This window comes from Megasphaera hominis, assembly GCF_014269395.1.
GTDB classification, from domain to species: Bacteria; Bacillota; Negativicutes; order Veillonellales; family Megasphaeraceae; genus Megasphaera; species Megasphaera hominis.
Map to the genome: position 1 here is coordinate 47,323 of NZ_JACOGK010000012.1, position 25,249 is coordinate 72,571.

At 51.7% G+C, this 25,249-nt stretch carries 4 protein-coding genes; all 4 read right to left on the bottom strand.

Translation table 11 applies throughout. The features are described from left to right. Positions 1-394: 394 nt before the first annotated feature. The 4 genes from H8J70_RS05465 to H8J70_RS05480 all read right to left on the bottom strand — a co-directional run bounded on the left by H8J70_RS05465 (position 395) and on the right by H8J70_RS05480 (position 25,111). Positions 395-4,519 carry an autotransporter outer membrane beta-barrel domain-containing protein gene (locus tag H8J70_RS05465; protein ID WP_186502851.1) on the bottom strand — a complete coding sequence of 1,375 codons (4,125 nt, stop codon included), beginning with the start codon at positions 4,517-4,519 and terminating at the stop codon, positions 395-397. A gap of 471 nt (positions 4,520-4,990) precedes the next feature. Then, on the bottom strand, positions 4,991-11,350 hold the full coding sequence (locus H8J70_RS05470; protein WP_186502852.1) for an autotransporter outer membrane beta-barrel domain-containing protein: 6,360 nt from the start codon (positions 11,348-11,350) through the stop codon (positions 4,991-4,993). 632 nt (positions 11,351-11,982) lie between these two features. Next, entirely contained in the window at positions 11,983-18,951 is a 6,969-nt protein-coding gene (locus tag H8J70_RS05475) for an autotransporter outer membrane beta-barrel domain-containing protein (protein WP_186502853.1), read from the bottom strand. A gap of 751 nt (positions 18,952-19,702) precedes the next feature. After that, entirely contained in the window at positions 19,703-25,111 is a 5,409-nt protein-coding gene (locus H8J70_RS05480; RefSeq protein ID WP_186502854.1) for a hypothetical protein, read from the bottom strand. Positions 25,112-25,249 lie beyond the last annotated feature (138 nt).

The following is a 25,249-nucleotide window of genomic DNA, read 5'->3' on the forward strand; positions in this document are numbered from 1 at the left end:
CAAGGAAAGCAACGCTTTCCAGCCCCCACGGCGTGAGACAGATTGGATTATCTGTTTTCATTATACTATAATTTATATTTATTTGAAATGTTACACTTCCTTTTGTTTTTACACATTACAAAAAAGCAATCTCTTTCTGTCCATCACGTAATGTGATGACAAAAAGAGATTGCTTTAGTCTATTTCCGAGTGCCGGCCGCGCAGCGTCCGGTGAGAGGTGCAATGCCCCTGTGCGGGCATTGCGGCCTTACTTCTCCCTGATGGAGAAACTCAAGCATGGAGCCAATTAGTAGATGCGATACCGGCCCCTAGAGGTTGAATACACAGAAATAAACCCCTTGAGACCCAGTCGCTCCGCGACTGGCCCAGCTCCCCCATAGGTGGCGCCTTTTTTTTAGAACGCCCGGCTAACGGTCGCACTGTAGGTCACGCCGCGTTGTGTTCCAGCCCAGCCTGTAAAGCGGATATCGGCACCCCATGGATTGTCCCGCGTGATCTTGCTCTGCCAGCCTAATTCTAAAAGGGCGCTGGAGCCTTTAGTACTCGGGCTGGGCGTATCAAAGGTGCGGTAGCGGGCTTTGGCATCGCCGCCGAATTCGTAGTTCCACGCCAAGCCAGCGTAGTACGATGTCGTTTTATCTGTGTTTTCTGTCCAGCGGAAGCCCAGACGTGTACGGTACGAGTCGATAGTGTCGAAGTCATACTGTGCCGTGCCAATATCGCTGTGGAGTTGGACACTATCACTAGCCAAATGGTTCCAGAAGAATTTTCCATAAAAGTCATACGACGAGGTTTTTCCAGCCGGAATCCTTTTGCCCAAGCCGGCCATGGCACCGACGTAGGCAGCGCTGCTGTCATAGTTAGCTCTATAGCCTTCAATGCTTCCCTTGAAATCACCGTTCAGGCGGCCCGCGCGAAGCATTCCTTCGTAGTGGAGGCCGTCAGCCTGGTCTCGTCGGACGAGCAGGCCAGCACCGACGTAGCGCTGATTACCGTCACCGCGTGCGCCATCATCGAGATGGCTCGTGTAGTTGCCGTTGCCATATTCGACGAAGGGCATGATCGTATCTGTATGGTTGCGTCCGTAGTTCTGGCGGACGAAGCCTATATCTGTATTGATGCCGTTCGTATCGACGTAGGAGCCCGTGTCGGCGCGCAGGTTGTAACCACCCATGGCAACGAAAGGCGCAAAGGCACCTTTCAAGCCGTGTTCTTCCTGATAAGCGGCAACAGCACCGGCAAACCCATCTGTCGCAGCAAAATCTGCCCCGTTAAACAAGGTACTTACAGCAGCTGCCCGGCTTTCGGCTATGAGTTTCGTATCAGGCGAAAGGGTACCGATGGTGGCATCAACCGGCGTAATAACCAAGGCCGTCGTGCCTTGTTTTTCGATAACTGCCGGACGAGTAACAAAGCCTGCATCAATGGTTTCAGCCGAATCAGCGGCCATATTGTACGTAATGCCGTCCATGTCAATACCATTTTCATCACGTAAAAGGGTAATGAATTCGCCCGGATTAAGGGGTGTCCGAGCCAGTAATTTAGCTGTAACAGCAGCATTGGTAATGGTCGCTGTATCGGTTACAGTAAGGAGCGTATCGCCAGCGCGGCTTCCCTTGGGTACGAAGAAATTCAAGTTTTGGAAGTAATCCAAATTACTTACGCTATTATTCAGATTGGAAACATTCAAGGTATTATCCGTACTGGTAGTGCCTAAGCCGCCGTAGAGACTGTACGTGGTCTTGAGGGCGTCGCCTTGGAGGTTGACTGTGTTGTCCGAGGCGTCTCCTGTACCGGCGTAGCCACCGGCGATGTAGTTGACAAATTTTGTAATGTCCGTGGTCTCTTTCGTCTCAGTGTTTTCACTAGAGCCAAAGGTGCCGCCGGAAATAGTGACCGTGTTGCCCGTAGCATCTCCTTTGTTGGCATAGCCGCCGGCTACATATCCCTCAGCGCTATTCGTGCCAATGGTGACACCGGAAAGGTTCAACGTATTGTTGTTGGCATTTCCGCTCTTATCTGCCAAACCGCCAGCCACATAGGCCTGGTTGCCAGTGCCAATAGTGCCGCAAAAAACGGTGAGCGTATTGTTGTTGGCATTTCCTTTTCCAGCATAACCGCCGGCTACATAGGCCTTGTTGCCCGTGCCAATGGTGCCGCCAGAAATGGTGAGCGTATTATCCGTAGCATCCCCTGCGCCAGCATAACCGCCGGCCACATAGGCTTTCGTACCATTTTCTATGCCTATAGAGCTATTCAAGACAGTCAGGGAATTTCCTGCAGCCTTGCCAGCTTTTCCCGAATAGCCGCCGGCTGTATACGAATCGATACCGTTTAAGGTACCAATGCTGACGCCGCTAAGGATTGCCGTATTATCCGTGGCATCCCCGCTCGCTGTATAGCCACCGGCTACAAAGGGCTTGCTGCCTTGTACCGTGCCAATGGTACCGCCTGAAACCTGGAGCGTATTGCTGCCAGCTGTCCCCTTGGCCGTATAACCGCCGGCTACATAGGAGAAATTACCTTCGATGGCGCCGCCGGTTATGGTCAGGGAATTGGACTCAGCATCGCCGTCAACGGTGACCATACCGCCGGCTACGTAGTTATTGTCGGCTTTAGTGGTGCCGATGGTATTGTTCGTGAGGGTGGCTGTATTGCCCGTGGCTTTGACGGGGACGAGGTCACCTGGAATCCACCCGTCGTTGTTATCATAGACAAGTGATTGACCTGCGGCAATGCCGCCGGCGATGTAGTTCTTGGAACCGGGTACAGATTCACTAGCAGCTCCAATGGTATTCCCTGATGCATTGAGAGTATTGTTCGTGCTGTCCTTAATGCCCGTCCAGGGGCCAACATATTCTCCGTTTACACCGCCGGCCAAGACGATGGTAAGGTCACTGTCTTCATTGTTTCCACCTGTCGTTTGAATAAGATTGTTCGTTATATTCGCTGTATTGTTTGTGACGCTTCCCTTAGAGGGCTGATTATTATTGTCATTCCAACCATCGCCACCGGATAAGACAATATACGCATTGTCATATACAGAGGAATACGCATACACATTACTATCCGAAAGGGTCAGGCTATTATGTTCTGTGTTAAAATAATCCGAATGGCCACCACCGATTTCTACTTGATGATATTCGTAATTAGCCCCAATAGTACTTTGCTGGATGGTGGTGGTATTATCCCTGACGGTAACGTTGTCGCCTTCGCCCCCATCCGCATAGCCGCCATAGACCTGGACCGTTGAGGCGTAATTATCTGCATCCATAGTGCCGTTGGTCATGAGTACGCTGTTGTTGGCTACAGTACCCGTGCCGGTGTACTCACCTACTTTGTTCAAATACGCACCATAGAGGTTTTTCCCCACAGTACCATTGTTAACGGTGACGCTGTTGTATTCCAAGTCGGCGTCGGTGGTGCCGCCTATGGCATAATACCCACCGGCAACAACGTGACCATAGCCGCCACTTAAAATATCCACATGGTTATTGGTTACCGACCCCATTTGCAGCGTATCAGTATTACCAGTATCTAAATACGTTATAAACGCGCCGCCATAGACGTTGTTGGCCATACCAGTTCCAGAGATTTCTACTTTGTTATCATGCACATCGCCAAACCTTGTGGTATTTCCAGCAGTGGGAAGATTGGCCTCAATGAGACCGCCATAAACGGTGCCGCCGTTACCTACACCTGCCGATATATTATATCCCCCGCCGCTAATGGTGACGGAGTTGTTCATTACATCGCCGGTCGAGGTAAACGTAAGATCTTCTACATACCCGGAAAAATAATTGCTCATGGATTGAGGTAAACCATACTGACCATCCACCAGCCCCTGAGCGCCGCCGTAAACGGTACCACCAAACTTGCCGCCATCGATGTTTACGACGTTATCAGAGACGGTACCCGTATAGGAATAGCCGCCGTAAAGGCTGCTTACAAAATGGTCACTATACGTACCGCCAAATTCCGTAACGCCGTTCAAGGTGACAATATTCTTTGTGGCATTCCCGATAACAGTAAAACCACCTATCATGTCGCCTTGTACTCCCACCAAATAGTTAACTTTCTGGGCGTCGGGCAGGTTTACGGTAACCTTGTTCTGATCTACCGTTTTGGTCATAGCCAAGCCACCTGCCAACCACTTGGAGATTAGTGGGCTGTCTCCTTCTGTTGTATCATTCAGTGTCAGGGTATTGCCTGTCACGGTTTCTGTCATTCCCGTTCCGATGGTTTCAGCGTCTGGGCTGGTAATGGCTGTACCCGCACTGAGGTCAGACTGGGAAATGGTGGAACCTGCCACAGCACCGCCGACGGCGCTGTTCGTGATAGTCAGTGTATTATTACTGGCCGTGACAATCCCTTCTTTTTCTTCATTACCTACATAGATTGCTGCTGTACTCGTTTGCCCATCCACTTTCACTTCCGCCTGAACCGGCATGACGACAGGTCCTAGACTAGCAAGGCCGGCTAATACTAGTATAGTTAGCAACTTCCTTCGATTTTTCATAACTCTTTCTCCTTCCACTAAGTTCCACAGAATGCGCCCCCAAATACGCCTACAAAAAACATCTCATTATTTTATATTATATATTTTTTTTATATATATTAGAATGCATTCAGGTATAACGATTATTAAGGAATTAATAAGAAAAAAGCCAGGTCGCTCTCTTTGATGAGAACGACCTGGCTAATTTGGTATTGCTAATGATTTAGTTGCACTGTCACGACTTCATGATTGAAGCGTGCTTTCCCCGCATTGCGGGGAGAGTGCCGGACGCGCAGCATCCGGCGAGAGAGGCGCAATGCCCCTGTGCGGTCATTGCGGCCTTACTTCTCCATGCTTGAGAAACCCAAGCATGGAGCCAACTGGTAACCCAACGCCGATGCGATGCCGCGAAGGCTTTCTCCGAGACCGGAGAAAGTACCGCGAAGCGGGGATAGAGGTTGATTCTACAAAAATACACTAGGTGGCGCCTTTTTAAAATGCCCGGCTAATAGTGGCACTATACGTCGCGCCGCGTTGTACGCCTGTCCAGCCTGTGAGTTTAATATCAGCACCCCATGGATGGTTCTTAGTGATCTTGCTCTGCCAGCCAATTTCTAAGAGTGCACTAGAGCCTTTGACACCGGCTGTTGGTGTTTCAAAGGTGCTATAGCGGGCTTTAGCATTATCGCCGAATTCGTAATTCCAGGCTAAGCCTGCATAGACCGAACTAGTAGCATCCAGGTCTTTCGTCCAGCGGAATCCCAGACGCGTGCGGTACGAGTTAACCGCATCGAGGTTGTACTGGGAAGTGCCTTGATCAGAGTGCGTCTGTACGGCATCGCTAGCCAGGTGGGTCCAGAAGAGTTTACCGTAGAAGTCAAAGGAGTCCTTGTCTTTCTTGACGATCTTCCCTGCTCCAGCCATAGCGCTCACGTAGGTGGCACTGCTGTCGTAGCTCACCATATGACCATGGATAAGGCCGTGGAAATCACCAGTAATTTTGCCTGCATGGACCATGGCTTCGTAGTGGAAACCGTTATTGAGGTCCCGGCGGGCCAAGAGGCCAGCACCTACGTAGTGCTGGTTACCGTCGCCGCGGGCGCCATCATCGAGGTGGCTCGTATAGTTGCCATTGCCGTATTCGAGGAACGGCATGAACGTGTCCGTGTAGTCTTTCTGGTAGGTCCGGTTGACGAAGCCCAGGTTGGCATTGAAGCCATACGTGTCGATGTACGAGCCCGTATCGGCACGCAGGTCGTGGCCGCCTACAACGAGGTAAGGCGTGAATTTTTCTTTAACTTCGGAGTTATCGTTCCAGGCCATAAGTGCGCCGTCATAGGCGTTGGTAGCAGCGAAGTCAGAGGCCGTGTGGATGTTATTGATGGCCGCTGCCCGGTCTTCGGCAAAGAGTTTCGTATCCGGATTAATTGTCGGCACATCGTCTTCAGGAATTTCCAGGACAATGGTGTTGTCGTCCAGGCGGCGGATTTCTACTTTATGCTGAATGAAGGCATCGTCCATGACAATGTCCATACCAGAAATCATGCTCAGAGAGGCTATTTTCGTGAGGTCGCTCGTGGTTGTGGGCGTAGTGACGACGTTGCTCTTGAGGCTCATCTTCCGGAGCGTGCCAGCCGTGCTGGCTGTGTCGGTAGTGCTCGTATCTTCTGTCGTCGACGTCGTGTCTTTTACGGCAACGTTGATGAGCTGGCCTACGTTTAGTTTGACCGCATCAGAAATCCCAGCCTGGACGATGACGCCATCGACGTCGGCGTTACCTGTGACCGTGAGCATTGTGTCTCCGGCGACCGCATCAGGAGCTATGTAGAAGTTGATGGTCTGGAAACCGCCCAAATTGGTGACGGAATTTCCTTTACTATATACGTTCAGGGTATTGCCCTTGCTTTCCACAGAGCTGACACCGCCGTACAGGCTGACATTCTTGTCAAGGGTGCCGCCGTAGAGGTTGACCGTGTTGTTGTTAGCTGCGCCGGAATCGGACTGGCCGCCGGTGATGGTACCTGTGATGGTGCCGCTGTAGAGGTTCACCGTGTTGTTCGAGGCGTCGCCGCTCTTATAGGTAATGGTTTCTGTTTCCAGCGTAGACGGGACAAGTGTTCCCGTGCCTTCCTGCTGCACCAGGCTGGCCTCCAGGCTATCCGATACTGTTATCATAGTGCCAGGGTCGGTAGTAGGGATTTTATAGGTTGTAATGGTCGCGTCCTGTGCATAGCCGCCCCAGACAGAGCCTACGGTGCCGCCGCTGATATTTACGGTATTGCCCGAAGCGGTCATGCCGCCAGACGTGGGCATCGCACTAGGGCCTGCCATGAAGATTGGGGCTTGGGCCATACTCATCATGATGGATTGGATGGCGTCCAGGCCAGTGTTGCCGGTTCCCCCGCCGTATACAACGTCAACCTGGCTATTGGCCAAAGAAACGGTGTTTCCCGTCGCCGTGCCCAGCAGGGTATAGCCGCCAAAGACGTTTTTGGACGTACTGCCAGACAGGACTGTCTGGTTGCCTTGGGCATTTCCCGCAGCTGAAAAACCGCCAAAGACGCTTTCGGCCTGGGAGCCCTGGCCCAGGTAGACCTGGTTTTCTGCAGCCGTTCCTGTGGCAGCGATGGCACCGATGATGCCTTGTGTCGCTGTAGAGCCGGACAAGGTGACGCGATTATTGTTTGCCGTTTCCGTATTGGTATAGGTGATAGCCGTGTCTTGGTCCGTTGACCCGGCGGTCGCCATGGCGCCGATAATATTGGTAACAGTGCTGTCTGTGAGCTGTACCAGGTTGTCATTGGCACTAACGTTCAGGGACAGTTTATACGCCGGGGTTTCCGCGTCTTCCGTGAGGCTGACTGCTTCGTCTTCCGCTACGGTGACGTCACTTATACCAATTGCTATGCCGCCCAGAACCGTGTCTGCCTGGCTGCGGACGAGTGAAATCCGGTTGCCATCGGCATGCGTGCTGGCCGTATAGGCTGTTGTATCGGCAGCGAGTTCTGCTGCATAGTCATGGTAGGCGTAGCCGCCGATGATAGATATCCCCGATGCAGCCACAGGCAGGTCAGCCATTTCTTCTGCATAAGTTGTCACGCTGCTGTCGATAAGCACTACCTGGTTGTTGCTGGCGCTGGCCGTGGCGTTGGCTGGTGTTTCCAGTGGGGACATGCTGCCCTGATACGCTGCGCCGCCGATGACACCGGCAGTCTCTCCAAAGGGCGAGGACATGCTGTAGCCGTACGGCATATATCGATACGAGAGGTAGGGATTGGCTACGTCTACGTGGTCCAGGGCTACGCTGTTGTTATCTGCGCTGCCCATGAAGGCCGAGCCGCCAAAGGCACTGGAAATCGTTACATTGGGCGCCGTTTCGCCGTCAGCTGTGACAGTTTTTCCCGTGATGCCCACTGTATTCCCACTGGCATCGCCCATAAAGGACTGGCCGCCGCCGACTTGGGCGAAGGCTGCCGTCGCATCCTTTTGGTACGAAATCGTGACGTGGTTGTCGTTGGCACTGAGTGTAGGAAGGTTCGTGCTGTCCATATAGATGCTTCTCACGAAATCTACATAGCCGCCGTACACATTGCCGCCAAGCAATTCATCTCCATAAGAAGTGGGTACTACTGCTCCAGTTACTGCCGAGTTGATGAGGGTCACTGTGTTATGGTTGGCCCCTGTTTCTATGGTGCCGGTATTGGCGGTGCCGGTACCGGTTACGGCCGTCGTGTCTGCTGTGGAAGCTGAAGTGGTTTCTACAAGGCTTGTGGCCAGCAGGCTGGCTGCTGCACTCGATCCATTGGAAACAGCAACTCCTGTCATACCGGAAAGGCTGCTACTGCCCAGACTTACATAGCCGCCGATGACATTGCCGCCGTAAACCAGGGTGGAATAAGGAGAAACGGTGGCCGTCTCAGAAATAGATGAATTTAATTCTCTTGCCGCTTCTAAGAAAGACTTGTTGAAACTGCTCACGTCACTATTGACCAGTTTTACCGTATTGTTGTTGGCACTGAGCGTATACGCAAGCGACTCTGCATTGGTGCCTGTGCTGACCACGTATAACGAGGTCCCCAGTAAATCGCTGGTGGCTATGGTCAGCGTATCTGTCTGTAACTCCGTATCCACAGCAGCAGAGGTGCTCGTAGCATCGGTATTCCCCTCATCATACACCGTTTCATTAAAATAGTTATAAGGCGTGGTGCCGATAAAACCACCCACTACATTGCCGGCAACGGGAGAATCGGTCAGTCCCACCGCATTGTGATCTGCCTGCAGCGTATAGGACGCCTTGAGGGTGGAGGCACTATTCATATTAAGGGAGTCCGGGGTTGGCAAAGAAACATAGCCGCCATAGACATCGCCTTTTGATAAGACATAGCCTACCCTGCCCGTAAGAGGCAAATCATCCCCGTCCGATGTCTTATGCCAGAAATTCGCAGAGAGTTCGCTCGTGACAGCTGCATTGGTAAGGATCACTTTATTGCCGCTGGCGCTTTGGCTGGACGTGAGCGTGGTGAGCGGTGTTTCTGTCTCTGTGGCGTCAGCCGCGGTCTGCACAGTATACAAATAGATAGGGATGTATAGGCTGCCGCCGTCTCCGGCATAGCCGCCGTAGACGCTCCCCTGTATAGTTGTGTTTGTATCTAAGGTGACCGTATTTCCGTCTGCTTTAATAGAAATCTCCGGCGAGAGCGTGGCCATAGTGGTTGAGAAATACGAGGACGAACTATCCCCGGCTGCGCCGCCATACACGGATCCAGACACGGTTGTGCTGCTTGCCTGCACAGTATTTTTATCGGCCTGCAGCTGCAAGCTGGTCAGTCCTTCGGGGTCTACGTATGAAGGAATCGCTTGCGCACTCACCAGAGATGAACTCAGTAAATCTGTCATATCACTGGTGGAGGTTGTATTCGTATAAGCTGCTGCAGCCACCTGTCTAGAGTCGGTAAGGTCACTTACGCTGCCGCCAGCCGCACCGCCGTAGAGGTCGCCGGATGCACTAGCATTTGTGATAGACACATGGTTCTCCGTGGCCGAGCCGCTTTCCACGGCGCCGCCGTAAACTGTTGTCAGTCCGATATTAGGTACCTTTTGGGTTCCAGCAGCTGTGCTCTGCACCTGAAGTGCGGCTATTTCCTCGGGGTAGGACAGCAGGGTTCCCGTAATGGTCACGTAGTTGTTTGCCGCTTCGCCAAAGGTGTTGAAGCCGCCTACAGTGGTCCCATACCAGCTGCCCTGGCCATTTTCATCTCCTGTGATTTTCACCTGGTTAGCATTAGCCGTGAGGTTCGCCGCTTGTGCGCCATTTACGACATAGCCGCCAAATGTAGAGGAAACGCGTTCCATATTAGTCAGGGTCACCGTGTTGCTGTTGGCCCCGCCATCCGTATATTGAATTGCAGCAATGCTGGCAGGAACAAACGGTGTATACACAGACGGTGCATACACCGCCCCGCCATAAATGGCTCCCGCAGCTGCCTGGGTTCCTATTACTTCATTCTCTGCAGCACTCAAGGAAACGGTTGTCAATTGATTGGCTGTGTCGGAAGAAAGTTCACCAGTGGTCTCAGTCCCGTTTGCGGTCAGGCTATCCGCCAACGACAGGTTGGAATTGGTGACATACTCTTCTTCTACAGGAAAATCCTCAGAGGAAAGGCCGAGAGCAGCGGCACCGCCATAGACGGCATCACTGATTTCGCTGCCTTGGTTCAAGGTAACCGTATTTTTGTAGGCCGAAAGCGTCAGCTTTTCCGGCAAGGTGGTATCAGAAGCGGCAGCTACAGTAGCAGTTTCGTCTAGCGAAGCTGTGAGGCTGACTGTCATAAGCTCCACCATGCCTCCGCCATTACTGCTAGGAATACTGCCGGAACCGGCAAAACCGCCGTAGACCGTGCCTGGTGCTGCACCTGCATTGATAGTTACGTCATTGCTATAGGCATTACCGGAGTTGGTTTGACCACCGTAGACAGTGTTCGCTTCTGCATTTGTCAAGGTTACATGATTATCATAAGCATTGCCGGAATCCGTTTGGCCGCCATAAAGAGTGTCTACATATCCACTCGCATCGCTCTCTTCTTCGCTGCTAACCTCTTCCTTGATAGTCACGTGATTGCTATAGGCATTGCCGGAGCTGGTTTGGCCGCCATAGACAGTGCTTGCGTCGGCATTTGTCAAGGTTACGTGGTTGTCATGGGCATTGCCGGATTTTGTCTGGCCACCAGCAACAAAATCATCATCTTCTTCAATGTAAATGTTGTTGTATTTATCTATATACGCTCCAGTAAGCTGGACCGTATTGCCGCTGGCCTCTCCTGCGTCCGTATAGCCGCCCACTACGGAGCCAAGGTACACATCCTGCAAACGGTCATCCGTAATGGTCACCGTATTGCCATTGGCGGTGAGCAGCGTATCCTGTGTATTGCCGGTCACGTAGCCGCCATATATGGAACCAACATCGATTGCATCTGCATCGGTCATATCCGTATTGGTAATCGTAACGGTATTGTTATTGTCACCCTTCGCGTCAGTGCCGGAACCAGTATCCGCGGCATCCAAGTAGCCAGCGGCGGTAAAGTCGCCCAGGAGCGGGTTATCCGCAGTCATGCCGGTAACGGACAGGGCGTTGTAGCTGGTCTGCTTCGTATAGTCAGTGCCATACAGCGAATCTGCAGGCTCAATCGTAGTAACGTATGTTACCTTTGTCAAATCTGCCGGGTCAATTTTCCCGATGGTAATCCCGGGCTTTGTCTCCGCCGTTGTTTCTGCTTGGACTGTCTGGACATTGATGGCCAGACCGAAAAGGCTGGCCAAAACCAAGGCAGTCAAGGTGCTGTACTGTTTTTTCATTTCTCTCTTTCTCTCCTTTTTGCACATACCAGGCACATATCACACGCTAAGTCTTACGACTCCCCCAATGTGTGCCAGTACCTTCCTCCAACACTAATGTAAAAATTCACCTTCTGTATTTTGGTCGCACAAAAAGGCAATCTCTTACAATTACTTGTACGCGCACAAAGGGATTGCCCAATAGACCTATGGATCTACTACCTGCACGTACCCGTTACATTCCCATATTTCCACGTGCAGAAATTAGTAGACTATTCTGCTCTATTATAAGGGAAACATAGCAAAAAGGAAAGTGTATTCATTATGCAAATTAATCAATAAGGGTATGATTTCTATTAGTATGCGTTATCGTTAACTGGCTAACAATCCGCATTATATCACATAGTTTTATTATTTTTAGTTATAAAGTGAAATTGAAGCCGTATGTTTATAACAAAAAGAAATCCCCTGTATACATCCAAACCAGGAAATATACAGAGGATTTCAATCTGATATTCTAATTGTAATAGCTTTCTCCGAGAGCGGAGAAAGTGGTTCCGAAGGAACCGATAGAGGTTGAATACACAGAAATGAACCCCTTCAGACCCAGTCGCTCCGCGACTGGCCCAGCTCCCCCATAGGTGGCGTCTTTCTTAGAACGCCCGGCTTACTGTCGCACTATACGTTACGCCCCGTTGTACGCCAGCCCAGCCGGTAACGCGTACATCGGCGCCCCAGTCATGGTCTTTATCGATCTTGCTTTGCCAACCCAGTTCCAGTAAGCCACTCGAACCCTTGACGCTGGCTGTAGGCGTTTCGAAGGTGCCGTAGCGGACCTGCGCATCGCCGCCAAATTCATAATTCCAGGCCAGGCCTGCGTAGTACGAGGTCGTCGGACTTACGTCTTTTGTCCAGCGGAAGCCGAGTCTGGTGCGGTACGAGTTGATGGAATCGAAGTTGTACTGGGACGTTCCCAGGTCAGAGTGCATTTGGACGCTGTCGCTGCCCAGGTGGGTCCAGAATACTTTGCCGTAGTAGTCGATGGAGGTCGTGTCTTTCTTGACGATCTTCCCTGCTCCGACCATGGCGCTGATGTACGGGGCGCTCGTGTCGTAGCTGACCAGGTGGTTGCGGACGAGGCCGTGGAAGTCGCCTTTCATTTGACCAGCATGGATGAGGGCTTCGTAGTGGAAGCCGCTCTGGAGATCTCTGCGGGCCAGGAGGCCGGCGCCTACATAGTGCTGGTCGCCATCGCCGCGGGCGCCGTCGTCGAGGTGGCTCGTGTAGTTGCCATTACCGTATTCGAGGAACGGCATGAGCGTGTCTGTATAGCCCTTTTGATAAACCCGTTTGACAAAGCCCAGGTTGGCATTGAGGCCTTGTGTATCGATGTAGGAGCCTGTGTCGGCGCGGAGGTCGTGGCCGCCCATGACGAGGTACGGCGTGAAGTCGCCTTTGATGGCTGTATCGAAGTTCCACGCTGTGAGGGCACCGTCGTAAGCATCACTAGCAGCGAAGTCACTGCTGTTGTTGACGAGGTTCATCGCCGAGGCTCTATATTCGGAGAAGAGTTTCGTGTCTGTGTTGATGGTCGGCACGTCGTCTTCAGGGATTTCCAGGACGATGGTGTTGTCGTCAATACGATGGATTTCCACTTTATTCTGGATAAAGCCGCTGTTCATGACGATGTCCTTATCAGGCATCATGCTCAGGGAGGTTATTTCCGTGAGGTCGTTCGTAGTGTCAACGCTCATGAGTTTCATCACGCCTGTGTTTTCAGTTTGGGAGGCCGGTTCTTTCACGATGAGGTGGATGTGCTGGCCTTTTTCCAGTTTTACCGAGTCTTCTACGGCGGCCTGCACAGCGGCACCGTCTACGTCGGTCGTGCCGGTAACGGTGAGCATCGTATCTTCGGCAACTGCATCAGCCGGCACGTAGAAGTTCATGGTCTGGAAGTTGCCCAGATTGGTGACGGTATTGCCCTTGGTATACAGGTTCAGCGTGTTGTCTTTGCTTTCCGTGGAGCTGACGCCGCCGTAGAGGCTGACGCTCTTGTCCAAGGTGCCACCGTAGATGTTGACGATGTTGTTGTCAGCTGCGCCGGAATCGGACTGGCCGCCTGTGATGGTACCGGTAATGGTACCGCCGTAGATGTTGACGATGTTGTCCGAGGCGGGGCCGCTCTTAATGGAGATGGATATCTGATTGGCGTTTGCATCATTTGGTGCAAGGCTTTCAACATTACTTTCTATTTCATCGGCAACCTCTTCTTCCCCATCTTCTTCTGTATATGTAGGCAAAGAAAATTCCACATCCTGCGCATAGCCGCCCCAGACAGAGCCCACCGTGCCGCCGCTAATGGTGACAGTATTTTGGCTGGCTGTAAGATTGGCATTTTCCGGCAGAAGCTGCGCAAGAGTTGAGGTTGATAAACCAAAAGTTACTCCTTCGGAAAATATCAAGTCTGTACCCAACTGCTGCAGCGCAGAGGCATTGTCGTTGAGGCCCGCTGTGCCGCCATAGACCGTTGTAGCTTCGCTGTCAGAGAGGAGAACGCTGTTGTTGTCCGCCTGGCCCCGATACATCACAAAACCGCCAATGACAGCGCCTGCTTTTGAGCCCTGCTGGAGGGTTACTTTATTTTCCACGGCCGAGCCTAGGGCAGTCATACCACCAGCGATGCTGTGACCGGCAGTGGTTCCGGACAGGCTGACCTGGTTTTGGTTTGCCGTAGCAGAGCTGGACGTCTGCAGCAGGTCCGAAAACGAGGTTGTGCCAGAATTTGCTGCAAGGTTTACTACGGACAGGGCGCAGCCGCCTAGGACACTGCTCTCAACCTTGCTGTCGCGCAGTACCACCTGATTCCCGTTAGCCTCGGCCCGGGTAGTCACAGTGATTTTTTCAGGAAGCGTTACTTCTTCCAAAGCCGCAGCGCTAGGCAAATACACTTCATTCTGGCTCTGGGCATAGCCGCCCAGGACCAGCCCGGCAGTGCTGTCTTCCAAATATACCTGGTTGTCATTGGCTGTCGCGGTTTCTGTATACCCTATAGTAGATTGCACTGAGCTACCCAACGCGTAAATCCCTTGAGAAACATTGATGTTGGCATAGCCACCATAGACAGAGCCGCCGCGCCGTATGGAATCAATGGTACTGCTGCCGTCGGAAAGCGTGATGGACTCTGCCAGCGGAACGGTCACGCTGGTGGCCGCAGATTGGAGCAGTGTCACGTGATTGCGGCTGGCGTCCAGGGTAATCGTAGTGTCGCTACTGCCTTTTGCTTCACTTGCCGTATCGTTTGCTTGGTCCACTGCCTCCGCGCCTGCTACAGAAACTAACTGCACATCCAGCAGGGAGGAGCTATCCGTTGCTGCAAATTCTTCAATTTCATCAATTTCCTGCTCAGTTTCATCCTTCGTCGCTGTTTCCACTACGTAGGGGCTGTTTGTAGGCGATATGCTTGAACCGAGAATCCCTGACGTATCAAAATTGGCAAAGCCGCCATAGACATTGCCGCCGTAGACAATGGCGGAAACACTGCTGTCCACATCTACACCCTGGGCGGACAGATCTTCACTGGAAAAGCTTTTACCGGCAACGGTACTATTCTTCAGCCATACGCTATTGTCGCTGACGCTTCCTGTCAGGGAATTTGTCTCTGCGACGGTGGAATCCACCGCAGACGGAGAAAAGGGCCCACTGCTGGCCAAGGACGTGTTCAAAAGCTCCGTATTGCCGGTCGCCTGGTCTGCAGTCAACGCATTCATTTCTGTAGTTTCTTCTTCCAGAGGAACCCTCACATCAGAAATAGCGTTGCCCATGAAACCGCCGTACACCTGGCCGCCTGGGAGTGTTGTCTGATCCAGGGACACCTGGTTGGCTTTCACGTCCACGTTTAGAACCGTATCACTGCTCCCCGTTATATGTATAGTAGGAGTCGTCTGCACTTGAACCGCTGCCATACTTATAGTGCTGTTATCAGTCACTATATAGGAATTTCCCGTATTGAAATGTACACTGCCGCCGTAGACATCGCCAGCTACGCTCAAATACGTATTAAAAACATTATTTACCGCACTGAGGGTGCTGCCTACGGTGCTCTGGCTCAGCTGCACCGTATTTTGGCTGGCGCTCAGGTTTACCTTCTCAGACAAAGCTTCATCATAGTAGGTATCTGTGGCAGTCAGCATAGACGCATTGAGGCTATACGCTGCATTAGAAATGATGCTGGAATTAGAAGAACTATAGGCTACGGCGTCGACCAAGCCGCCGTAAATGCTGCCAGCTGCTGCAGCCCCTTGTTCCAGCAGGACCTGGTTTCGGTCCGCACTGCTTGTCACAGTGGTACTTCCTTCAACCTTCGGAAATGGACTAACAGATATAAGGCTGGGCATTTCTGTTGTGGTTAGGTAGGTTTCTACTTTGCCGCCGTACACGTTGCCGCCGTGGGTAATAGTTTCACTGCTGGACTTTGTCAGCTCACTAAGGTCGATAGAAACATTCTCGACAGCTCCGGCGGTCAGCTGCACCGTATTGTCATCGGCCTCAGCAGCCATCGTAGAGGTGCTTTTCCATTCTGCCTCTGCTGCAGTTGTATTTTCTTCACTAACCATGGAGGTCCCCAGGAAATCTGTGTCCTGTGCTGCAGTTAGGGCATAGGACGATACTCTGACTTGCTCTTCATCCTCATCTTCCTCAGCAGCGACCTGTACTGTAGAAATAGCCCCCACCGTACCACCATAGATGCTGCCGGTGATAGCCGCCTTTTCGGCCCCTACATGGTTGCTGTCTGCCTGCTGCGAGTAGCTGTTCTCAACGTCAGGGCCTCCGACTGGTCCCATTAGCATCGTGCCGGCTGCAGCACCGCCATAGACATTGCCCGTTACGGTCACAGAAGGCTGCAGCTGCACGGTATTCGTATTGGCCTGCTGGGTTATAGCTACCGCACTGGTGGTCGGGATACTATTGTCTGGTATGACTTCCTCCAGTATAGAGAACCTGGACAGTCCTGCTAGGCCAGTACTATTCACCAGGCCGCCGCCTATATTGCCGCTTATACTGGAAGCTCCGCCTATGCTGACCGTATTGTTGTTTGTGCGTTGCGTGAGGTAGGCTGTCATGTCAACCTCTGTCGACTCATCTTCGTCGGCATCAGCCGCTTCTGCTAACAACGATGTTTGGAGGCTAGTATCCATCACTGCTATATTACTCTGATTGTAATTACCGAAATCGATAATAGCATCCGTGTCTTCGTCCAGGAGGCCGCCATAGACGCCAGCTGTATTTGCCGAAGTTACGCTTACCGTATTGTAATCTGCACTGACGGCCGCGTTAATAGTCACGTCTGTCAGCATACCTGCATCATCTTTTGTCAAAGCCAAGGCATTGCCCGTGAGCAAGGGAGCCCCTACAGCGAAACCGCCAGCCACAAGCCCCTTTGTTTCTGCCACAGAAATGGTAACGTTGTTAGCGTTGGCACTGCCTTCCTCAGTCATGCCGCCGATGACATTTCCAGAGACCAGCAAATTGGGGCTGGATCCATTCTGTATTGGTAGCGCCTGGCCGGCCAGGGATACCTTGTTTGCATTGGCATCACCATAGGTGGTATAGCCACCTGTTACGGTACGATACAGGCCGGGCGCAATCTCTTCGCCCTCAGTCTGCGGCGTATGGGTCAGGGTAACCTGATTTCGGCTGGCACTTAGAGGCGCTGACACTGTGCCGTTCACCTCTACATAGCCGCCGAATACAATGAATCCTTGTCCCAGGTTGTACGAATTAGAGGTATCGTCCAGGACAGTCGTCTGTTTTATGGTGACGGTATTGCTGTTGGCTCCAGCTGCCGTATCTAGCGTAGTCGCAGCCGTATTGGCCGCCAAGGCAGTATTAGCCAAAGCTGCCACCTGATTGCTCGTTGGAATTCCGGACGTACTGGACGACTCGGAATCATCTATCGTAAGGGAGACATAGCCGCCGTAAATTGTTGGGTAATCAATGGGTATTAATTGGGATGCTGTGAGATTTTCCACGCTTACCATAGCACTTTCCACGTTTATTGTGGGATTTTCCACACTTACCGTATTATTATTGGCGCTTACGTCAAGCTGCGGTAAGGCCGTACTGGTGCCGGCGCTTTCTGCAGAGGAACCTTCGTCCGTAAGAGAACCCACCTCCAGGGTCATATAGTCCTCGGACAAGCTGTTGTTTTGAACCAGATTGCCCGCCAACAAGTCTGCCACATTTACTGTCATGGTGTCATAGCTTTCATTAGTAGTATCTTCGTATTCTGTTGTTCTATACGTCACAGAGCCGCCGTAGACATTGCCGTTCACGCTGGACGATTTCAGCGTAACCTCGTTGTGATCGGCATGCAGAGAAACAGGTCCCGTAACTGTGCTTCCGCTGCCTGTGGAAGGTGTACCGCCTGCTACGTTAACCAGGCTGGCCCCCAGGAGATCCTCCACCTTGACCGTTACCGTTTCAAAATCAGTTTCTGCCGAAGCGTTTAGCGTAACTTCACTATTGTCACTTGAATCCGTAATAGCCCCATAAGCGACAGCGCCGCCGTAGACTGTGCCTGCGTCGGCATTTGTCAGGGTTACATGATTGTCATAGGCATTTCCGGAATCCGTTTGGCCACCGTAGACAGTGCTTATATCTCCAAAAGCACCGCTGGTCCCTTTGCCGCTAACTTCTTTCTGGATAGTTACGTAATTGTTATAGGCATTGCCGGAGCTGGTTTGGCCGCCATAGACCGTATCTGCATAGGGCGCCGCATCGCTAGCCTCTTCGTCGCTAACCTCTTCCTTGATAGTCACGTAGTTGTTATAGGCATTGCCGGAGCTGGTTTGGCCGCCATAGACCGTGTCTGCATCGGCATTTGTCAGGGTTACTGTATTGTCATGGGCATTGCCGGATTTTGTCTGGCCGCCTGCAACAAAAGTATCATCATTATATCCAGCGAAAATGTTGTTGTAGCCATAGTTACCCTCTTCGTCTTCCGGAATATACACCCCAGTAAGTTTGGCCGTGTTGCCGCTGGCCTCGCCTGCAGCCGTATAACCGCCCACTACGGAGTCCATGAATACATCATTCTTACGGTCATCTCTAATAATAGTTACCGTATTGCCATTGGCAGAAAGAGGCGTGTCCTGCGTGCTGCCAGTTACGTAGCCGCCATAGATGGAGCTATATTCAACTTCAGTCACTTTACCAGCATTCTCATCATAAGTTCCTGCTTCACTCTCATTCAACATAGCCGTATTGGTAATGGTAACGGTATTGTTGTTGGCCCCCGTTGCAGCAGTGCCAGAGCCAGTAGCCTCAGCATCCAAGTAACCGCCGGCCGTAAACGTGCCCAGCGGATTATTCTCCGTCAGGCCGGATATGGTCAAGGCGTTGTAGCTGGTCTGCTTGGTATAGGTAGTGCCATACAGCAGATCCGGAATATCGTCCCCAGGCTGCAGCGTCTTTACGACTTTTACCTTTGCCGTATCTGCCGAATCCACGGTCCCCATCGTGATCCCGGCAGTCGTTTCCGCCAAGGCCGGTGGTCCACTGATAGACATACTAAATAGACTGGCCAAAACCAGCATGGTTAATGTACTGTACTTTTTTCTCATAGCATTTTCTCCTTCCCTAACTGGAAGGCACAAAACGCCACCATCTCATACAAGACAGCCCCCAAAAGGCGGTATTGTACCCAGTTTCTCCACACTATCACAAGACGGACACGGATTTTTTTAAACCCATAAAGCAGCAATCTTTACTTTTGTCACGCACTAACAAAAGCAGATTGCTAAAAAAATACGTGTCCAAACCATTGACTATAACATTTTATTGTTAATTTTATAGTCATATCGTCTTGTCACATAAATTATAATTATATTATAACCCATACGATAAAATTATTAAAGCGTTTTATTATAGAATTTTTCATATAGATTTTATTTATCATTTAAAGTTATAAAAACAAGAACATATGTCAATTTAATTTATAGTGCTAAAAGGCAAAAAAGATTCCTCTTGCAAAACCAATACAGTTTTGCAAGAGGGAATTTTTCAATCTCAACGCTACTGCGATGCCGCAAAAGCTTTCTCGTGCTTTCCCCGCATTGCAGGGAGAGTGCCGGCCGCGCAGCATCCGGCGAGAGAGGCGCAATGCCACGAAGGCTTTCTCCGAGAGCCTTCCCCATGTGGGGCGAAATGTGCCTGTGTGCACGATACGGCCTAACTACTACTAGATTGAAGCAATTCAATCTAGTAGCCAACTAGTAGTAATAATTGTTGATGTGATAAAGCAAAGCCGGGATAGAAGTTGAATACACAGAAATGAATCCCTTCAGTCCCAGCTCCCCCATAGGTGGCGCCTTTTTAGAACGCCCTGCTTACTGTGGCACTGTAGGTGAAGCCGCGTTGTACACCAGCCCAGCCAGTGACGTGGATGTCGGCGCCCCAGTCATGATCTTTGTCGATCTTGCTTTGCCAGCCCAATTCCAGTAAGCCACTGGAACCTTTGACGCCGGCAGTAGGCGTTTCGAAGGTGCCGTAGCGGACCTGCGCATCGCTACCAAATTCGTAGTTCCAGGCCAGGCCTGCATAGTACGAAGTCGTCGGGCTCACGTCTTTCGTCCAGCGGAAACCGAGTCTTATGCGGTACGAGTTGATGCTGTCAAAGTCGTATTGCGACGTGCCTAGGTCAGAGTGCATCTGTACGCTGTCGCTGCCCAGGTGAGTCCAGAAAACCTTGCCGTAGTAGTCCATGGAGTGGTTATTTTTCTTCATGATTTTCCCTGCTCCCAGCATAGCGCTGACGTAGGCAGCACTCGTGTCGTAGCTGGCCAGATGCTTGCCGATTTGGCCGTGAAAATCGCCATTGGTGCGACCGGCATGGATGAGAGCTTCGTAGTGAATACCACTAGCCAGGTCTCTGCGGGCGAGGAGGCCGGCGCCGATGTAGCGTTGGTTGCCGTCGCCACGGGCGCCGTCGTCGAGGTGGCTCGTGTAATTGCCATTACCGTATTCGAGGAACGGCATGAATGTATCCGTATAGCCTTTTTGGTAGGTCCGTTTGACAAAGCCCAGGTTGGCGTTGAGGCCGTATGTATCTACGTACGAGCCTGTGTCGGCGCGGAGGTCGTGGCCACCTACTACGAGGTAGGGCGTGAAGTCGCCTTTCGTGTCTGTGTCGAAGTTCCAGGCGGTGAGGGCGCCGTCGTAGGCGTTGGTGGCGGCGAAGTCGCTGCTATTGTTGACGAGGTTCAATGCTGCTGCCCGGTCTTCAGAGAAGAGCTTCGTATCCAGGCTAAGGGTTGGCACGTCGTCTTCAGGGATATCGAGGACGAGGGTGTGATCGTCGAGGAGGCGGATTTCTACTTTATTCTGAACAAAGCCGCTGTTCATGACGGTGTCCTTATCGGGCATCATACCCAGGGAGGCTATTTTCGCGAGGTCGCTTGTGGTAAGGTCGCTCACGGTGAGGTCGTTTGTGGTGAGGTCACTTGTCGTGTTCACGCTCATGAGGCTCATGAGACTCATGGTGCTGGTTTCGGTTTGGGAGGCCGGCTCTTTCACGATGAGGTGGATGTGCTGGCCTTTTTCCAGTTTTACCGAGTCTTCTATGCCGGCCTGTATGGTAGCACCTTCTAAGCTGGTGGTGCCGGTGACGGTGAGCATCGTATCCTCAGCACCTGCATCAGCCGGTACGTAGAAGTTCAGCGTCTGGAAGTTGCCCAGGTTGGTGACGGTATTTCCTTTGGTATACAGGTTCAGCGTGTTGCCCGTACTGGTCGTGCCTACGCCGCCGTAGAGGCTGGCACCGCTAGCCAGGGTGCCACCGTAGATGTTGACGATGTTGTCGTTGGCTGCGCCGGAAGCGGACTGGCCGCCGGCGATGGTCCCTGCGATAGTGCCACTGTAGATGTTGAGAATGTTGCTATTGGCTGCGCCGGAATTGGAATACCCGCCGGTAATGCCGCCATCAACAGTACCGCTGTAGAAATTGATCGTATTGCCTGTGGCTGTGCCGGACTGGGAATAGCCGCCTGTAATACCGTTCTCAACAGTACCGCTGATGAAGTTCACCGTATTATTATTGGCGTCCGATTCTGCCTGACCGCCTACAATATTCGTATTGTTAGTGCCACTGTAGAAGTTCACTGTATTGCCATTGGCCGTGCCAGTTTCAGATTGCCCGCTGACGATACCTGCTGTAACAGTACCGCCAGAGAAGTTCACCGTATTATCATTGGCATCCAATTTTGCCTTCCCACCAATGATGCTTGTAGTTTCAGTGCTGCTGGTGAAGTTTACCGCATTGCTATTGGCCGTGCCAGAATTGGACTTGCCGCCGATGATGCCTTCCGCAACAGTACCTCCGAAGACGTTCACGGTATTGTTGTTGGCGTCTGATTCTGCTTGTCCACCAACAATATTCGTATTGTTGGTGCCACTGTAAAAGTTCACTGTGTTGCCATTGGCCGTACTGGAATCGGACTTGCCGCCAATGATGCCTTCCGCAACAGTGCCGCTATAGAAAGTCACCGTATTGCCATTGGCAGCGCCGGACTGGGAATAACCGCCGGTAATCCCCTCATTTACAGTACTGGCGTCGACGTTCACCGTATTGTCATTGGCATCGCCACTCTTGTAGGTGGTCTCGGTTGAGCTTAAATCTTCCGCCGTCATTATGTCCATCATAGCATCGGAAGCTTCGACCACCTCTCCCGTGACTGCATCGACCATTACGTCGTCGTCTACATTATAAATGATTTTTATCTTCGGTTCTGCTGTGTTTGTATCCATCACAGAATCCACCGCATAGCCACCGTAGATGGCGTCCACCGTGCCGCTGAGCAGGTTCACCGTATTGCCGCTGGTGCTGCTCACAGAGCCTGTTACTGTGGGTACGTAGGCTACATCCGTTAAGGTTGCCGTGCCTTGATCCACATAGTCTCCCTCTTCCCGACTATACTTTTCAATCGACGTGTAGGCCACAGTCGGCAGACTTTCCAGCAGGGTGCTGCGAAGGCTGCCTGCGTCCGTGCCCAGGAGGCCCGCTGCGCCGCCGTAGACGTTCTTTGCCGTGCTGCCGGAGATGGTGACTGTATTGCCCTTGGCTGCGCCTACGCCGGAAATACCGCCATAGACATCAGCGGCCGCAGAGCCATTGACCAGGGTGACCGTATTGCCTTCGGCCGTGCCCTGCATGACCAAACCACCCAAAACCGGGCCATTAGCCTCTACCTTGGCCAGGGAGACCGTATTTCCCTGAGCGCTTTGGTCCGCCGCAGCTGTGAGAGAAAGAGCCCCTGTATCGATTTCTGTAATGTGAAAATAACTCACGGGCCCGTCTTCGCCGCCATTATAAGTTACGCGATTATAAAGCGATTTCTGCGTGGGCAAGACTGTTGTGCCGCCTACGACGCTGCCGCTGACCTTAGCATTGGCCAAGGCTACGCTATTGCTGTCTGCACTAGTGCCGCCGGTGTAGCCGCCAATGACGCTTTCCGCCGTGATAGTACCTTTTTCCGTGCCTTGGAGAATGACCTTGTTGCTATTGGCTGCCCCGTAGAAGGCTGCGCCGCCCAGGACCTCTCCATAGGACGTTCCTTGATCCAGGGTTTGAACCAGCTGTACAGTATTTTCGTTCGCCTGCGCTTCTGCAATACCTGTATATTCTGTGGGCACTACATAGCCGCCGTAGACAGCTCCCGTGGAAGAGGCATTTGTCAGGAAAACCTGGTTCTTATTGGCCTCTATCCCATCAGCCTGAAATAATTCGCCTGGCTGAAAATCAGTATCATACGAAAGCCCTGACAGGGTGATGCCTACAAGGCCGCCATAGACGTTGTTGTTTAAGGTCGTATTGGTCAGGCTCAGGGTATTTTCATTGGCTGTGCCGTATGCGGCAATGCCGCCGGCTGCAGCTACATTGATAGCCGGTACCTGAGGAAGCCCCGAATCCGGCCCCACTTCCCACGTATCAGAAAGTAAAACCTCAGATTCCGACCAGATGGTCAGATTGGTGCCGCCTGCTTCTAGCTGCTTGCCACTCACGGTGACCTGGTTAGTATTGGCCGAGCCGGCTTCGGTATAGCCGCCCACTACCTGTCTATACATGGCCGCCGTGTCCAGGTCGTACGAAACGTCTACAGTATTACCCTTAGCACCGGCATTTTCCGCATCAGCAACGATATAGGTACGGTTACTATCGATAACAGTCGTAGTCTTGGCTGCGGCATCCGAGCTTATTGATGGTATTGCATAATAATTTTCATACAGGGGAATGGATAAATAGCCGCCAAAGACGACGCCACTGTCCCTGTCATTGGATCCATCTTGACTGATTATGCTGTTCTTCAGGGTGACCGTATTGCCACTGGCGCCATTCACAGAGAGGCCCTGGGCCTTGCCGCCGTACACAGCTGCTGCCTGTACATTTTCCAGGTATACTGTGTTGCCCTCGGCATTGCCTAGCTTTTCAGCGCCATAATCATGATTCCCGCCAATGACAACTTCGACTGTCGTATTGAAGATGCTGCCATTGGAATCCGGTGTTTTAAGTAAGCTGCCAGTAATGCTTACGTTGTTGCCAGCGGCATTGCCTTCATCCACGCTGCCGCCATAAACAGTTTCATAGGCTGTTACCTCATCAAGGTCAGAAGAAATCGTTACCTGGTTTCCATTGGCCGTAAGAGGCGAATAAACCTTATTGTTAGAGGAATCATATTTTGCCAGCCCCACATAGACGTTGGCGCCATATTTGTCGGTATTGGCCAGATTCGTCAAGGTGATTGTATTCTCGTTGGCCCCGGCACTCAGGGCTCCCGGCAGGGTGTAGGTATTGCCGTCAATCGTATAGGTAACAGTCGTCGTACCGTCTGCGTTGGTCGTGGTTGTTATCCCGCTTGGGACCGTATCTGCTACTGTCATGTACCCGCCATAAAGCCGCTCACCCATAGATACATTATAATATTTATAAGCGTTGACGGGTACAATCACGCTGTCCTCAATAGTAACGGTATTCTTGCTGGCGCCGCTAAGACCGGCCAGCCCCTTTTCCACATAGCCACCAGCGATCCTAGCTGGCTCAGCCCTACCAACATATATTGTGTTACTAATAATGCTTGGAAGCGTGACGCTTTTCAAGTACACTTCGTTTCTTTCGGCAGTAATTAAGCGATTTCCGCTGCCTTTGGCATACCCGCCGCTGACATCGGTGACAGAGATATTATTCCCCGTATCTGTAATGGTACCTGTAATGCTCACGCTGTTCCTATCCGCATTGCCATCTTTCGCGTTGCCACCATAGACCCATTGATAGTCTGTTGGCGTGGTAAGAGTGGAGGAAATTATTACTTGATTGTCATCGACTGTAAGGGGAGTCGAAGTATTTAACGAAGATTGGAAACTATCCGAGGCATCTCCACCATAGACGGAGAGGTCGCTGTTGCCCCCGTCTAGGCTATGTTCCACATTCGTTAAGGTAACTATATTATGATTGGCACCGGTGTTTGCTGCGGCCGGGAGCGTGTAGGTTATCACTTTATTATTTTCCGTATAGCTTACTGTCGTCGTACCGTCAGCGTTGGCCGTAGTCGTTGCCCCTTCCGGCAAATCCGTTAGCCTCATGAGACCGCCATAAATACCGTTCACGTTGCCAGTGACGGTACTGTCCTCAATGGTGACCTTGTTCCTATTGGTGCTGCTAAGACCGACCAAGGCCCTGAACGCATAGCCGCCATTGACACTAGCAGCCACATTGACGTTTGTTAGCTCCACTGTATTGTCGTCAGCACTGTGCACTGGTCAACAAAACTTGGACACTAAAATCTAAAAAATTAGAATCAGAAATATAATTTGACGCAAAGTTGAACAGTACTTTTTAATAAGTTGGACACTGCCTGAGGTAAGACTTTC

Bases quoted from the DNA above. Each gene is read 5' to 3' on its own strand.
- H8J70_RS05465 (WP_186502851.1), bottom strand. From the start codon at position 4,519: ATGAAAAATCGAAGGAAGTTGCTAACTATACTAGTATTAGCCGGCCTT.
- H8J70_RS05470 (WP_186502852.1), bottom strand. From the start codon at position 11,350: ATGAAAAAACAGTACAGCACCTTGACTGCCTTGGTTTTGGCCAGCCTT.
- H8J70_RS05475 (WP_186502853.1), bottom strand. From the start codon at position 18,951: ATGAGAAAAAAGTACAGTACATTAACCATGCTGGTTTTGGCCAGTCTA.